Annotated in this window: 13 protein-coding genes; 5 read left to right on the plus strand and 8 right to left on the minus strand. The window is 67.0% G+C overall.

Annotation, left to right across the window (positions count from 1 at the left end; all coding sequences use genetic code 11):
* Nucleotides 1-299: 299 nt before the first annotated feature.
* Nucleotides 300-1,532: a phosphoglycerate dehydrogenase gene (serA, locus tag EC845_RS15515; protein ID WP_123299031.1), complete on the minus strand. Its 1,233-nt coding sequence runs from the start codon at nt 1,530-1,532 to the stop codon at nt 300-302.
* A 409-nt stretch (nt 1,533-1,941) separates the two neighbouring features.
* Here serA and ugpB point away from each other — a divergent pair, with 409 nt between their 5' ends.
* Genes ugpB through ugpQ form a run of 5 tightly spaced genes read left to right on the plus strand, consistent with a single transcriptional unit; the run spans nt 1,942 to nt 7,076 of the window.
* Nucleotides 1,942-3,258: a sn-glycerol-3-phosphate ABC transporter substrate-binding protein UgpB gene (gene ugpB / locus EC845_RS15520; RefSeq protein WP_123299032.1), complete on the plus strand. Its 1,317-nt coding sequence runs from the start codon at nt 1,942-1,944 to the stop codon at nt 3,256-3,258.
* A gap of 45 nt (nt 3,259-3,303) precedes the next feature.
* Nucleotides 3,304-4,185, plus strand: coding sequence for a sn-glycerol-3-phosphate ABC transporter permease UgpA (ugpA, locus tag EC845_RS15525; RefSeq protein ID WP_123299033.1), 882 nt, complete (start codon nt 3,304-3,306; stop codon nt 4,183-4,185).
* Between the two features lie 49 nt (nt 4,186-4,234).
* Nucleotides 4,235-5,086, plus strand: coding sequence for a sn-glycerol-3-phosphate ABC transporter permease UgpE (gene ugpE, locus EC845_RS15530; RefSeq protein ID WP_123299034.1), 852 nt, complete (start codon nt 4,235-4,237; stop codon nt 5,084-5,086).
* Between the two features lie 57 nt (nt 5,087-5,143).
* Nucleotides 5,144-6,247 carry a sn-glycerol-3-phosphate import ATP-binding protein UgpC gene (locus EC845_RS15535; RefSeq protein ID WP_123299035.1) on the plus strand — a complete coding sequence of 368 codons (1,104 nt, stop codon included), beginning with the start codon at nt 5,144-5,146 and terminating at the stop codon, nt 6,245-6,247.
* Between the two features lie 31 nt (nt 6,248-6,278).
* Nucleotides 6,279-7,076: a glycerophosphodiester phosphodiesterase gene (gene ugpQ / locus EC845_RS15540; protein ID WP_123299036.1), complete on the plus strand. Its 798-nt coding sequence runs from the start codon at nt 6,279-6,281 to the stop codon at nt 7,074-7,076.
* A gap of 45 nt (nt 7,077-7,121) precedes the next feature.
* On the opposite strand, the gene ispF is transcribed toward ugpQ, so the two are convergent.
* The 7 genes from ispF to EC845_RS15575 all read right to left on the minus strand — a co-directional run bounded on the left by ispF (nt 7,122) and on the right by EC845_RS15575 (nt 13,793).
* Nucleotides 7,122-7,634, minus strand: a complete 513-nt coding sequence (gene ispF / locus EC845_RS15545) for a 2-C-methyl-D-erythritol 2,4-cyclodiphosphate synthase (RefSeq protein ID WP_123299037.1) — start codon at nt 7,632-7,634, stop codon at nt 7,122-7,124.
* Nucleotides 7,631-8,410, minus strand: coding sequence for a 2-C-methyl-D-erythritol 4-phosphate cytidylyltransferase (gene ispD, locus EC845_RS15550; RefSeq protein WP_199739820.1), 780 nt, complete (start codon nt 8,408-8,410; stop codon nt 7,631-7,633). The genes ispF and ispD overlap by 4 nt, the downstream gene beginning before the upstream one ends.
* 83 nt (nt 8,411-8,493) lie before the next feature.
* On the minus strand, nt 8,494-8,817 hold the full coding sequence (locus EC845_RS15555) for an AzlD domain-containing protein (protein ID WP_123299038.1): 324 nt from the start codon (nt 8,815-8,817) through the stop codon (nt 8,494-8,496).
* Nucleotides 8,814-9,560, minus strand: coding sequence for an AzlC family ABC transporter permease (locus EC845_RS15560; protein ID WP_123299039.1), 747 nt, complete (start codon nt 9,558-9,560; stop codon nt 8,814-8,816). Before EC845_RS15560 ends, EC845_RS15555 begins: the two co-directional genes overlap by 4 nt.
* Nucleotides 9,561-9,648: 88 nt before the next feature.
* Nucleotides 9,649-11,124: an amidase gene (locus EC845_RS15565; RefSeq protein ID WP_123299040.1), complete on the minus strand. Its 1,476-nt coding sequence runs from the start codon at nt 11,122-11,124 to the stop codon at nt 9,649-9,651.
* A 54-nt stretch (nt 11,125-11,178) separates the two neighbouring features.
* Nucleotides 11,179-12,924 carry an ABC transporter ATP-binding protein gene (locus EC845_RS15570; protein ID WP_123299041.1) on the minus strand — a complete coding sequence of 582 codons (1,746 nt, stop codon included), beginning with the start codon at nt 12,922-12,924 and terminating at the stop codon, nt 11,179-11,181.
* Nucleotides 12,921-13,793, minus strand: a complete 873-nt coding sequence (locus EC845_RS15575; RefSeq protein ID WP_123299042.1) for an ABC transporter permease — start codon at nt 13,791-13,793, stop codon at nt 12,921-12,923. Before EC845_RS15575 ends, EC845_RS15570 begins: the two co-directional genes overlap by 4 nt.
* Between the last annotated feature and the right edge of the window lie 25 nt (nt 13,794-13,818).

Raw genomic sequence — 13,818 nt, forward strand, 5'->3', positions numbered from 1 at the left:
AAAGCGGCCCGCAAGCCGGCCCGTCCGACGGACTGGCCTGCGGCGGCGCGGCACAGGCAGCATAAGCCAGCCGGCATGCCCCGGCGGCCGGACGGCGCGCCGATCCACAACGAGGTCCTGGAAAAATTCCGCGCTGCGCGGCATGCGGCACCCGCGGGCATCGGCGCCGGAACGGATCGACCGGTCGGTTCGATGACGAACGGCGGCCCCGGCCGGGCCCGGATCGAGGCGCCCCGCCTGGGGCGTCCGGCAAGGCGACGGCGGCCCGTTTCAGGCCGGCCGCCGGTCGGCCTGGCCGATCAGTCGAACAGCACGCGGCAGCGGATGGTGCCGGCGACCTGCGACAGTTTCTCGACGGCAAGCGGCGAGGACGTGGCGTCGATGTCGATGACGACATAACCCACACGCTCGTTGGTCTGCAGGTACTGCGAGGCGATGTTGATCTGGTTTTCCGAGAAGATCTTGTTGATCTCGGAGAGCACGCCCGGCACGTTGTGGTGGATGTGCAGGATGCGGTGCTTGCCGGGGTGGGCAGGCAAGGCCACTTCAGGGAAGTTGACGGACGAGGTCGAGGTGCCGTTGTCGCTGTACTTGACCAGCTTCTCGGCGACTTCGAGCCCGATGTTGGCCTGCGCCTCCATGGTCGAACCGCCGATGTGCGGCGTGAGGATCACGTTGTCGAGGCCACGCAGGGGCGACTGGAACTCGTCCTTGTTGCCACGCGGCTCGACCGGGAAGACGTCGATGGCGGCGCCCAGCAGCTTCTTGGCCCTGAGGGCCGCGGCCAGCGGTTCGATCTCGACGACGGTGCCGCGCGAGGCGTTGATCAGGATGCCGCCGGGCTTGATCGCGGCGATTTCCTTCTCGCCGATCATCCACTGGGTGGAGGGCAGTTCGGGCACGTGCAGGGTCACGATATCGCTCTGCGCCAGCAGGTCGGTCAGGTTGTGGACCTGGCGGGCATTGCCCAGGGGCAGCTTGGTGACCACATCGTAAAACAGCACATGCATGCCGACCGACTCGGCCAGCACCGAGAGCTGCGTGCCGATGGAGCCGTAGCCGACGATACCCAGCGTCTTGCCGCGGATTTCGTAGGAGTTGGAAGCCGATTTCAGCCATCCGCCACGGTGCGCCACGGCGCTTTTCTCGGGGATGCCGCGCAGCAGCAGGATGGCTTCGGCCAGCACCAGCTCGGCCACCGAGCGGGTGTTGGAATACGGGGCGTTGAAGACCGCGATGCCGCGTTCGCGCGCGGCGTTGAGGTCGACCTGGTTGGTGCCGATGCAGAAGCAGCCGACGGCCACCAGTTTCTGGGCGGCGGCGAAGACATCGGCCGTCAGCTGGGTGCGCGAGCGGATGCCGATGAAATGCACATCGGCGATCTTGGCCTTGAGCTCTTCCTCGGGCAGGGCACTGGGCAATGCTTCGATCTGAGAGTAGCCGGCGGCGCGCAGCACCTCGATGGCGGAAGGATGCACACCTTCCAGCAACAGAAACTTGATCTTGCTTTTGTCGAGTGACGTTTTGCTCATAGGAAAATAGCCGCCAAATCTGGCGCAATAAAAGGGTAACCTGCGCCCGGCTGACGCGCATGCCCGGGCGCCCGCTCTGCGGCGGGCACATCCGCCGTGCAGCCCGTGATGCTAGCACGCAGCCCCGAAAGGCCTTGGGCGCGATCCGGCAAAACCCTTCTGCCGTCGAGACATGCGCATCAACGGGTTAACCCCGTCACGAATTTTTCACTTCACTGACAAAAATCACCAAACTGTCACAGACGCGGCCTAGCATGCGCCGACTGATGCCGACACGGACGGTCTTGCCGACTTGGCCTTTGATCCGCCCGCCAGGCATCCAGGCCTGAGCCCGCCGCCCGCTCCTCCCGTGGGCGCAACCGCCAGGAAACATCCGTCTTCTTTCCGACGAACGCCACAGGAGTCTTTCGTGAAGCTTCATCTCAAACATCTCGCCGTCATTGCCGGATTCGCTGCCGCGGCCAGCACGCCCGCCCTGGCCGTCACCGAAATTCAGTGGTGGCACTCGATGACGGCCGTCAACGGCGAATGGGTCAACGATCTGGCTCGCCAGTTCAACGAGAGCCAGAAGGACTACAAGATCGTGCCGACCTACAAGGGCAGCTACGACGAGTCGATGACGGCCTCGATCGCCGCCTTCCGGGCCGGCAATGCGCCCAACATCCTGCAGGTGTTCGAAGTGGGCACGGCGACCATGATGGCCAGCAAGGGCGCGGTCGTGCCGGTCGGCCAGGTGATGAAGGACGCCGGCGCCAAGTTCGACCCGAACGCCTACATCTCGGCCGTCGCCGGTTACTACACGGCGCCCAACGGCCAGATGCTGAGCTTCCCCTTCAACAGCTCGACCACGATCTTCTATTTCAACAAGGACGCCTTCAAGGCCGCGGGCCTGCCCACCGACAAGGCGCCGTCGACCTGGCCCGAGGTGGTTGCCGCCGCCGCCAAACTCAAGGCATCGGGCCACCGCTGCCCGTTCACCACGGCCTGGCAAGGCTGGACCCAGCTCGAGAGCTTCTCGGCCTGGCACAACGTGGAGTTCGCCACCAAGGCCAACGGCCTGCAGGGCCTGGACGCCCGCATGAAGGTCGATTCGGCACTGCACCAGCGCCACATCGAGAATCTGGGCAACATGTCCAAGCAGGGCCTGTTCGTCTACAAGGGCCGCGGCAACGTGCCCGAGGCCAGCTTCGTCTCGGGCGAGTGCGCCATGATCAACACCTCGTCGGGTTTCTACGGCAACGTGGCCAAGAATGCCAAGTTCGACTACGGCCTCGCCCCCCTGCCCTACTACCCCGATGTTCCGGGCGCACCGCAGAACACCGTGATCGGCGGCGCCAGCCTGTGGGTGATGGCCGGCAAGAAGCCCGAGGAGTACAAGGGCGTGGCCAAGTTCTTCGAGTTCATCTCCACCCCTGAAGTGCAGTCGGCCAGCCACAAGCGGACGGGTTACCTGCCGGTGACCACCGCCGCCTACGAGCTGACCGAAAAATCCGGTTTCTACAAGCAGAACCCGGGCACCGACGTGGCGGTGACGCAGATGATCCGCAAGGTCACCGACAAGAGCCGTGGCATCCGCCTGGGCAACTACGTGCAGATCCGCGCGATCGAGGACGAAGAGCTCGAACAGGTGTGGTCCGGCAAGAAGACGGCCAAGGAAGCGCTGGACGCCATCGTCAAGCGCGGCAACGAGCAGCTGGAGCGTTTCCAGAAAGCCAACAAGGGATGAGTTTCCCTGCGCTGGCCGCATGGCCGGCGCCTGCAGGACCCGCGCATGGAAAAACGTGTTCGCTTCAAATCCGCCTGGCTGCCCTGGGCGCTGATCGCACCGCAGATGGCGGTGATCCTGGTCTTTTTCTTCTGGCCGGCCAGCCAGGCGCTGCTGCAGTCGATGCAGATGCAGGATGTCTTCGGCACATCCACCGAATGGGTGGGCCTGGACAACTTCCGCCGCCTGCTCGATGACCCGAGCTACATCGATTCCTTTGTCACCACGGCCATTTTCTCGGCGCTGGTGGCCACGATCGGCATCACGCTGTCGCTGATGCTGGCGGTGTTCGCCGACCGCGTGGTGCGGGGCGCGACCTTCTACAAGACGATGCTGATCCTGCCCTATGCCGTGGCGCCCGCCGTGGCGGCGGTGCTGTGGGTCTTCATGTTCTCGCCCTCGCTGGGCGTGGTGGCCTACGCGCTGGGACACCTCGGCATCGACTGGAACCATCTGCTCAACGGCACCCATGCCATGACGCTGATCGTGATGGCTTCGGTGTGGAAACAGATCTCCTACAACTTCCTGTTTTTCCTGGCCGGGCTGCAATCGATTCCGAAGTCGCTGATCGAGGCCGCTGCCATCGACGGCGCGGGACCGTGGCGGCGCTTCTGGTCGGTGCAGTTCCCGCTGCTGTCGCCCACCACGTTTTTCCTGCTGGTGATCAACGTGGTCTACGCATTCTTCGACACCTTCGCCATCGTCGATGCCGCCACGCAGGGCGGACCGGGCAAGGACACGTCCATCCTGGTCTACAAGGTGTACTACGACGGCTTCAAGGCCATGGACCTCGGCGGTTCGGCCGCGCAGTCGGTGGTCCTGATGCTGATCGTGATCGCGCTGACCGTGGTGCAATTCCGCTACGTCGAAAAGAAAGTGAACTACTGATGGCACGCCCTGTTTCCGTGGCCCGCACCTGGCAGACAGGAGTGGCCCCATGATCGAGCGCCGTCCGACCCTGGGCCTGCTGGCCCACGCCGTGATGATCCTCGGCGTGCTGATCGTCGCTTTTCCGCTGTACCTGGCTTTTGTGGCTTCCACGCACACCGCGCAGGAGATCGTGCAGGCCCCCATGCCGCTGCTGCCTGGCGGGCATTTCTGGGAGACCTACAAGGCCGCGCTGCTGGGACGCGAATCGGGCGCCGGATCGACGGCCCCGGTGGCCCGCATGATGTGGGTGAGCTTGGTGAGCGCATTGGTCATCACCTTCGGCAAGATCGCGATTTCGCTGCTCTCGGCCTTTGCGGTGGTGTATTTCCGCTTCCCGTTCCGCGGCCTGTGTTTCTGGCTGATCTTCGTCACGCTGATGCTGCCGGTGGAAGTCCGTATCGCACCGACCTACCAGGTGGTGTCCGATCTGGGCATGCTCAACAGTTATGCCGGCCTGACGATCCCGCTGATTGCGTCGGCCACGGCGACCTTCCTGTTCCGCCAGTTCTTCCTGACCGTGCCCGACGAACTGGTCGAGGCCGCCCGCATGGACGGCGCCGGCCCGATGCGGTTTTTCAAGGACATCCTGGTGCCGCTGTCTCGCACGTCGATCGCCGCGCTGTTCGTGATCCAGTTCATCTACGGCTGGAACCAGTACCTGTGGCCGCTGCTGGCAACGACCAGCGAGGACATGTATCCGGTGGTGATCGGCATCAAGCGCATGATCGCCGGCGGCGACGGCCAGAACGAGTGGAACATCGTCATGGCCACGGCGCTGCTGGCCATGCTGCCGCCCGCCGCGGTGGTCCTGCTGATGCAGAAATGGTTCGTCAAGGGCCTGGTCGATACCGAAAAATAATGCCGCGCCCTGGCTTGTCCGCGCCTTTCACCGCATCACCCCATTCGAGCTGAATCCATGGCTTCCATCTCCTTACGCAAAGTCCTCAAACACTACGGCACGGGTGCTTCGGCCCAGCCCGTGATCCACGGCATCGATGCCGAGATCGACGATGGCGAGTTCATCGTGATCGTCGGCCCTTCGGGCTGCGGCAAGTCGACGCTGCTGCGCATGGTCGCGGGCCTGGAAGAAATCTCGGGCGGCGAGATCGCGATCGGCCCGCGCGTGGTCAACGATCTCGAACCGGCCGAACGCGACATCGCCATGGTGTTCCAGAACTACGCGCTCTATCCGCACATGAGCGTGTTCGACAACATGGCCTACGGCCTGAAGATCGCCAAGGTGCCCAAGGACGAGATCAAGACGCGTGTCGACAAGGCCGCGCGGATCCTGGAGCTCGGCCATTTGCTCGACCGCAAGCCGCGCCAGCTCTCGGGCGGCCAGCGCCAGCGCGTGGCCATGGGACGCGCCATCGTGCGCCAGCCGCAGGTTTTCCTGTTCGACGAGCCGCTCTCCAATCTCGACGCCAAACTGCGGGTGCAGACCCGGCTGGAAATCCAGAAACTGCACCGCGAACTGGGCATCACCTCCTTGTTCGTGACACACGACCAAGTGGAAGCCATGACGCTGGCCCAACGCATGATCGTCATGAACGGCGGCCGCATGGAGCAGTTCGGCAGGCCCGAAACGGTCTATGCCCGGCCGGCCAGCACCTTCGTGGCGAGCTTCATCGGCTCGCCGCCCATGAACCTGGTGCCGGGCGATGCCGGCCCGGACGGGCTGACGATCGGCGCACGCACGCTGGCGCTGCCGCCGGGAGCGGTGTCTCCGGTGCAGGGGCCGGTGACGCTGGGCATCCGGCCCGAGCACATCCGGGTGCTGGCCGCCGACGAGCCGCCTGCGCCGGGCCACTGGCCGCTGTTCGTGGAGATGGTCGAAATCCTGGGGGCCGAGCACCTGATCTATGGCCAGCTCGGCGGACAGGGCAGCGAACGCCCGGTGGTGGTGAGGACCGACGAATCGGTGCCGCTGCCGGAGATCGGCTCGACGCTGCAACTCGCCCCCCGGACCGACCGGCTGCACTGGTTTTCGGCACAGGACGGCCGCCGCATCGGCGATTGACGCCGATCCCGACACGCTCGAGACTGCAGCCATGACCTCATCCTCCTCAGGCAGCCGCTTGCTGCCGGTCGACTACGACCACTGGCCCTACCCGCTCTGGATCGCCCACCGGGGTGCCGGAAAACACGTGCCGGAAAACACGCTGGCGGCATTTCGTTTCGGTGCGGCCCAGGGCTACCGCATGTTCGAGTGCGATGCCAAGCTCAGCGCCGATGAACAGGTCTTCCTGATGCACGACGCCACGCTGGATCGCACCACGGGCCAGTCGGGCGTGGCGGGCGAGATCGGCTGGAACACGCTGTCGAGACTCGATGCGGGCTCGTGGCACAGCCCGGCCTATGCGGGCGAACCGCTGCCCCGGCTCGAACACCTGCTCAACCTGTGTCTGGGCCAGGGCCTGGCGCTCAATGTCGAGATCAAGCCGACACCCGGCGTGGAGTACCGCACGGGCGAAGTCGTGGCGCAGACCTTGCAGCAACGCTGGCCGGCGGAAGTCGAGCCGCCGCTGTTGACTTCGTTCAAGCCCGAGTCGCTGCAGGCGGCGCTCGACACCGCGCCCGGTCTGCCGCGCGGCCTGCTGCTGGATACGCTGTGGAACGCGGAAGAATCCGGCACCGGTCTGGACTGGCTGGCGACCGCCCTGGCGCTGCGCTGCGTGGCCGTGGTCACGCATCACAGCCTGATGACGGCCGACCTGCGCCACATCCTGCACACCCACCGCCTGCGGGCCCTGTGCTACACCGTCAACGACGGCGCACTGGCCCAGCAGCTCATGGCGCTGGGCGTGGACGGCCTGATCACCGACGAGGTGACACGCTTCACGCCCTAGAGGGGGCTCGCCGCTCGCAAGGCGAAACGGGAAAAGGAAAAGGGATCAGCCCTTGACCAGCAGCACGACGGCGCGCGCTTCCATGCTCTGCCCCAGCCCCACGGGTCCCATCTTCTCGGCGGTCTTGGCCTTGACGTTGACCTGCGCGGGCAAGATGCCCAGCGCGCGTGCGACATTGGCGGCCATCTCGGCCTTGTAGGGTGCGAGCTTGGGCGCCTGTGCGACGATGGTGCTGTCGACGTTGACGACTTGCCAGCCCTGCGCGGCCACGCGCCGCATGGCCTCGGCCAGCAGCACCATCGAATCCGCGCCCTTGAATTGCGGATCGGTGTCGGGAAAGAGCGTTCCGATATCGCCCATGCCGGCGGCACCCACGATGGCATCGGTGATGGCGTGCAGCAGCACGTCGGCGTCGGAGTGGCCGTAGAGGCCGCGCTCGTGCGGCACGGTCACGCCGCCGAGGATGAGGGGACGGCCCTCGACCAGGATGTGCGTGTCCCAGCCTTCGCCGATGCGCAGGCCGCCGAGGAGGGATGAAAGACTGACGGGTGTGTTCATGGTGCGGTGAAGGGCTGTGGCGGAACGGATGGCGACGGTGCGGCCGCGCGCGCCAGCAGCACGGCCTCGGCCAGCTCGAAGTCGCTGGCGTAGGTGACCTTGAAGTTCTGCGCGCTGCCTTCGATCAGCCGGGGAGCCAGGCCCAGCGCCTCGATGGCACTCGATTCGTCGGTGACCTCGACGCCCTGCGCGGCAGCTCCGGACAGCGCATCGCGCAGCAATCCCAACCGGAACATCTGCGGCGTCTGGGCCAGCCATTTTCCGCTGCGCGGCAGGGTCCGGGCGACCCGTCCATCGCCTTCTTCCTTGAGGGTATCGGGCAGGGGCAAGGCCAGCAGTCCGCCCACCGCATCGTCGAGGCAGGCATCGAGCAGCCGGTCGATCTGCGCGGGCGTGACCAGGCAGCGTGCCGCGTCGTGCACCAGCACCCAGTCGTGTTCGCGGGCGCCGAGCTCGGCCAGACACTGCAGCCCCTGCGCGACCGTGGCTGCGCGGGTCTCGCCGCCACGCGCGACGATCTGCACCGGTCGCCCGGCCAGCAGCGATGCGGCCTGGGTGTCGCCGGGCGCGACGACCAGCAGCGTGGCGCGGATCCGGCTCACCTGCTGCAGCGCACGCAGGGTATGGCCGACCAGGGTGTCGTGGCCCAGGCGCCGATACTGCTTGGGCAGGGGCTGGGCCTCGGCGTCGTGCCGGGTGGCGCGGCTGCCCACGCCGGCGCAGGGCACGAGAACCCAGATCGACGGAGAGGCGGAAGAAGAAAGGGCGGCAGGCACGGCAGGCAGTCGAGAGGAACGAGCCGCGAATTTTAAGGCGCAATGGCCCCGCGCCGCCGGTGGGCCGGGCGCAGCCGGGCGATCTAGAACAAGGTGAAGGCCAGGTAAGCCGCGCTGCCGGCCAGCAGCGCGCCGGTGACGCTGCGGCGCACCCAGAAGAACCACACGCCGCACGCGGCCACGGCCAGCCAGCGGGCATCCGGCCCGGTGTAGCCCAGGCCGGGCGTCAGCCAGATCTCGGGTGCCACGATGGCCATGAGGGCGGCCAGCGGAGCATGCCGCAGGCCACGCCGCAGCCAGGGCGGCATGCGCCACTCGGCCCGCGAGACCAGGAAGATGCCGCGCGTGAGCACGGTCACCATCACCAGCGCGCTCACCGCCAGCCATTCGTGCCAGCTCCCCATCATGCGGTGGCGGCGCCCGGGCGCCGGCGGTCGAGCCAGACCCCTGTGGCGACGGCCGCCATCAGGGCCAGCACCACATTGAGACCGTAAGGCAGGCCGCTGGCCAGCATCGCCACGGCGCAGGCCACGGCGGCGGAGGTCCAAGTCGCGCGATCGACCAGCATGGGCAAAGCCAGCGCGAACAGCGCCAGCATGCCCAGGAACCTCAAGCCCAGATCCATGGGGATGTCGTCGGACATGAAAAGGCCGATCAGCGACCCCACTTGCCAGACCAGCCAGTTGAACAGCGCCAGCCCCAGGAAATAAGGCAGCTGTCCGGGCGCAGGCAGGGGAAACCGCTGGTTCATTGCCGCGAAGATGGGATCGCCCGAGATATAGCCCAGCAACAGGCGCCGTCCGCGCGGCTGGTGGGCGAAATAGGGGCGCCAATAGGCGCTGAACACCACAAAACGCAGGTTGAGCACACACGCGGTGGTCACGACGAGCCACAGCGGCGCACCGGCCGCGACCAGAGGCAAGCAGGCCAGTTGCGAGGCGCTGGCGAAGACCAGCAGGCCGGCGGCGAGCACCACGGCCAGCGGCAGGCCGCTCTTGGCCATGGCCACTCCGGTGACCAATCCCACGGCCAGCGTGCCCAGGGCCGGCCCGCTGATATCGCGCACGCCCAGCAGAAACTCGCGCACGGCGGGACGGCCGGCGTGGCCGGCCTGCGCGCGGCGGGATTCGGATGGGGGTGGGGCTGCCATGGATGAGAAACGTGAAAGGAAGATCGACACGAGGCAACGGTCCGCCGTGCCGCACGAACGGACGGACGGGACCGGATCGGCTGCGACCTCAGGGCTGGGTCACATGCACGGCGGGCCGGCGTCCGCCGTTCCACTGGCCGCCGATGGCGCGTTCGATCTGCGCCGCCAGTTGCAGCAGCAGGCCGTCATGGGCCTGCGCGGCCTGGGCCTGGATGCCCAGCGGCAGGCCGCTTTCCTGGATGCCCAGCGGCAGCGAGACGGCCGGAATGCCGCACAGGTTGGACAGCGGCGTGTACGAGAAAAAGCGCCACAGATTGGCAAACCAGTCGTGCACCGACGGGTTGTCGCTGATCGTCAGGTATTCGGTGGTGCCGACCTTGGGCGTGGGCAGGGCCGTGATGGGGGTGAGGATGATGTCCCACGACTCGAAGAACTGGCCGAAGCCGCGCGCGGTGGTGTTGAACACCGCCTGCATGCGGGCTCGTTCGGAGAACGAGGTGTCGATGCCGGCTTCCCAGATCTTGATGTTGATGGGTTCGATCAGGTCGGCGGGCGGCTTGTCCAGGCCGAACTGCGGCAGCATGTTCGAGATGGTCTGCGCGAAGTTGCTGATGTAGCAGGTGGTCTGGGCTTCGAAGGCCGCGCGGAAATCCACGTCGGGCAAGGCCCATTCGACCTGGTGGCCCAGGCTCTCGAGCAGGCGTCCGGCGCGCTCGAGTTCGGCCACGAAATGCGGCGTGGCGCGGTAGTCGCCCCACTCGTGCGACAGGGCGATGCGCAGCGGGCGCGGATCGCGCTTGATCAGCTCGCTGTAGGTTTCGGCCGGGCTCCAGTAGGGCATGAATTCGCCGGGTGCACCGCCCCGGCACGCATCGACGAAGGCCGCGGTATCGCGCACCGTGCGGGTGTGGCAACCCTGGATGGAGACCAGGCCGGTCAGGTCCGACGCCTTGGGGGCGATCGAGAACACGCCGCGCGAGGGTTTGAGCCCGATGTTGCCGTTGAAGCCGGCCGGGATGCGGATGGAGCCGCCGCCGTCGGTGGCATGCGAGATGGGCAGCACGCCTGCAGCCACGGCGGCCGCCGTGCCGGCCGACGAGCCGCAGGTGGTGTAGTTCACGTCCCAGGGGTTGCGCGTGACGTAGACCGCCGGGTTCTCGGCCGAGCTGCACACCCCGAATTCGGGCGTGGTGGTGCGGCCGATCACGTTGAGCCCGGCCTGCCGGATGCGGCTCGCCAGATAGCTGTCTTCGGTGGCGCGGTTGCCCTTCATGAGGAGCGAGCCCATTTCCTGCAGCCGGCCCTTGAGCGTGGGGCCCAGGTCCTTCATCAGGTAGGGCACGCCGGCGAACACGCCGTCGGGGTTCATGCCGTCCTTGAGCGGATCGGCCACCACGTCGTCGAACACCTCGACCACGGCGCTGATGGCCGCATTGGTCTTGGCCACGCCGGCCGCGGCCTGCGCGGCCAGTTCGGCCGGGCTCACGTCGCCCTGGCGCACGCGTTCGGCCAAACCCAGGGCATCGTGTGCGGCCCATTCATCCCAACTCATGGCGAGTGTCATTTCGATTCCTGCTGACGGTAGGTCTGTGAAAAAATAGAGTGCCTGTCACCGACGTTATACGGCTTCGTGCACCGCATCGGTCGACGGCTGCGTGCCCAGTTCTGCACGCGGTGCGGCAGCCAGAAGGCGTCGCGTGTAGTCGTCGCGGGGCCGCAGAAAGACATCGGCCGTGAGGCCCTGCTCGACGATCTCACCGCGGCTCATGACGATCACCCGGTCGCAGAGCTGTGCAGCCACACGCAGGTCGTGGGTGATGAAAAGCAGTCCCAGCCCGAGGTCGCGCTGGATCTCGCGCAGGAGTTCGAGGATCTGGGCCTGCACGGAAACGTCGAGTGCCGACACGGCTTCGTCGGCCACGAGCACCTGCGGCTGGCAAGCCACGGCACGGGCAATGGCCAGGCGCTGGCGCTGTCCGCCCGAGAACTGGTGTGGATAACGCTCGAGCGCGGTGCGGGGCAGCCGGATGCGATCCATCAGCTCGCCGGCCAGCTTGAGCGCGGCGTTGCGGTCCAGACCAAAATTCATGGCCCCTTCGATGATGGAGGAACCGACGGTGCGGCGCGGGTTGAGCGACCGGTTGGGATCCTGGAAAACGACCTGCACACGCGAGCGCAGCGCACGCAGCTGGCGCTCGGGCAACGCCTGCACTTCGTCGCCCCCCCAGTGTATGGTGCCTTCGGTCGGATCGATCAGGCGGATCATGCAGCGGGCGAAGGTGGACTTGCCCGAGCCCGACTCGCCGACCACGCCGACCGTCTCGCCCCGGTGCACGGCCACGGCGGCGTCGCGCAGGGCGACGTTGCTCTTGCCGCGGCCCAGCCAGTCGCGCCGCACATAGGTCTTGCCCACGCCCTGCGCGGCCATCAGCGGCGGACCGCCAGGCAGCGTGCGGGGCAGCGGCGGCGTCATGCTGGGCACGGCATCGAGCAGCATGCGCGTGTACGGCTCGCGCGGCTGGCGCAGCACCTGTTCGCGCGGGCCCTGCTCCACCACGCGTCCCAGATGCATCACCATCACGTCGTCGGCGATCTCGGCCACCACCCCCATGTCGTGGGTGATGAACAGCACTGCGCTGCCCTGCTCGGCCTGCAGCTCGGCCACCAGCTTGAGAATCTCGGCCTGGGTGGTCACATCCAGCGCGGTGGTCGGCTCGTCGCAGATCAGCAGGCGCGGCTTGAGCACGATGGCCATGGCGATCACGATGCGCTGGCGCTGGCCGCCCGAAAGCTGGTGGGGATAACTGCCGTAGATGCGCTGCGGATCGGGCAGGCGCACCCGCTCGAAGATGGACAGGATGTGGGCCCGGCGCTCGGCCGCGCTCCACCGGGTGTGGGTGCGCAGCAGTTCGTCGACCTGCTCGCCGCAGGTATGCACGGGGTTGAGCGCGGTCATGGGCTCCTGGAACACCATGCCCATGCCGGTCCCGCGCAGTTCGCGCAGGCGCCGGTCGCTGCATGCGCGGCCGTCATCGATCAGGGCTTCGCCGCCCAGGCGGATGCTGCCCTGCGTGACGTTCAGCTCCTTGGCCAGCAGACCCATGATGGTGGTCGCGAGCACCGACTTGCCGGAGCCCGACTCGCCCACGATGCACAGGGTGCGGCCGGCGTGGATCCGCACGCTCAGGTTCTCGATGGCATGCGGGCGGTCGGCCCCGCGAGGCAGCGCGACCTGCAGGCCGTCCACCGCCAGCACCGGCTGATCCGTCTGCCCGGCAGGGGCGTTCAGGCTCGCAGCCTGGGCATGTCTCACATCGGAAAGATCGCTCACGTCGAGGTCCTTGTCGTAGATCGCGCCGCTCATGCGCGCTTGGAGAACTTGGGATCGAGCACATCGCGCAGGCCATCGCCCAGCAAGTTGATGGCCAGGACCGTGGGCACCAGGAACAGCGCCGGGAACAGCACGTTGCCGGGGTTCTGCGAGAACTGGATCCGGCCTTCGGCCATGATGTTGCCCCAGGTCGGCACGTCGGCCGGCAGGCCCAGTCCCAGGAAGCTCAGGATGGCTTCGGTGAGGATGGCCGAGGCGGCGATGAAGGTGCCCTGCACGATCAGCGGCGCCAGCGAGTTCGGCAGGATGTCGCGCCACAGGATGATGGCGTCGGGGGTGGCCAGGGCTCGTGCGGCTTCCACGAACGGCTCGTCGCGCAGGCTCATCACCAGGGCACGCACCAGGCGGGTGACCCGCGGGATCTCGGGCACGGCGATGGCCAGGATCACCGTGGGCAGACTGGCGCCGAACATCGCCACCAGCGTGATCGCCAGCAGCACGGCGGGAATGGCCATGATGCCGTCCATGACACGCATCAGCACCGCATCGACGGCCCGGAAGTAGCCGGCCAGCATGCCCAGCACGCAGCCGAGCAGCACGGCCGCGATGGCGGTGACGATACCGACCAGCAGCGAGATGCGGGTGCCGTAGAGCACACGGCTCCAGACGTCGCGTCCCATGCTGTCGCTGCCCATCCAGAAGGTGTGGGCCAGTTCGCTGCCGTCGGGCAGCAGCACGTCGCCGCGCGTGCCGGCAGCCACCGAAATGAAGGAGGCATCCATGGCCGAGGGGTCGAAGGTGCCCAACCAGGGGGCCATCAGGCCCAGGGCCAGCAACAGCAGCAGCACGATGCAGCCGCCGCGCACCGAGCCGTTGCGCCAGAGTTTGTGCAGGGTGTTCATCAGCAATGATCCTTGTCGTCAGCAG

The organism is Comamonas sp. BIGb0124, from assembly GCF_003752175.1.
Classification (GTDB): domain Bacteria; phylum Pseudomonadota; class Gammaproteobacteria; order Burkholderiales; family Burkholderiaceae_C; genus Comamonas_F.

What these genes read in the sequence shown, in the direction of transcription:
- EC845_RS15535 (WP_123299035.1), top strand. Translation starts at nt 5,144, where the DNA reads ATGGCTTCCATCTCCTTACGCAAAGTCCTCAAACACTACGGCACGGGT.
- EC845_RS15565 (WP_123299040.1), bottom strand. Translation starts at nt 11,124, where the DNA reads ATGACACTCGCCATGAGTTGGGATGAATGGGCCGCACACGATGCCCTG.
- ispF (WP_123299037.1), bottom strand. Translation starts at nt 7,634, where the DNA reads ATGAACACACCCGTCAGTCTTTCATCCCTCCTCGGCGGCCTGCGCATC.
- EC845_RS15560 (WP_123299039.1), bottom strand. Translation starts at nt 9,560, where the DNA reads ATGGCAGCCCCACCCCCATCCGAATCCCGCCGCGCGCAGGCCGGCCAC.
- ugpE (WP_123299034.1), top strand. Translation starts at nt 4,235, where the DNA reads ATGATCGAGCGCCGTCCGACCCTGGGCCTGCTGGCCCACGCCGTGATG.
- EC845_RS15575 (WP_123299042.1), bottom strand. Translation starts at nt 13,793, where the DNA reads ATGAACACCCTGCACAAACTCTGGCGCAACGGCTCGGTGCGCGGCGGC.
- serA (WP_123299031.1), bottom strand. Translation starts at nt 1,532, where the DNA reads ATGAGCAAAACGTCACTCGACAAAAGCAAGATCAAGTTTCTGTTGCTG.
- EC845_RS15555 (WP_123299038.1), bottom strand. Translation starts at nt 8,817, where the DNA reads ATGATGGGGAGCTGGCACGAATGGCTGGCGGTGAGCGCGCTGGTGATG.
- ugpQ (WP_123299036.1), top strand. Translation starts at nt 6,279, where the DNA reads ATGACCTCATCCTCCTCAGGCAGCCGCTTGCTGCCGGTCGACTACGAC.
- EC845_RS15570 (WP_123299041.1), bottom strand. Translation starts at nt 12,924, where the DNA reads ATGAGCGGCGCGATCTACGACAAGGACCTCGACGTGAGCGATCTTTCC.
- ugpA (WP_123299033.1), top strand. Translation starts at nt 3,304, where the DNA reads ATGGAAAAACGTGTTCGCTTCAAATCCGCCTGGCTGCCCTGGGCGCTG.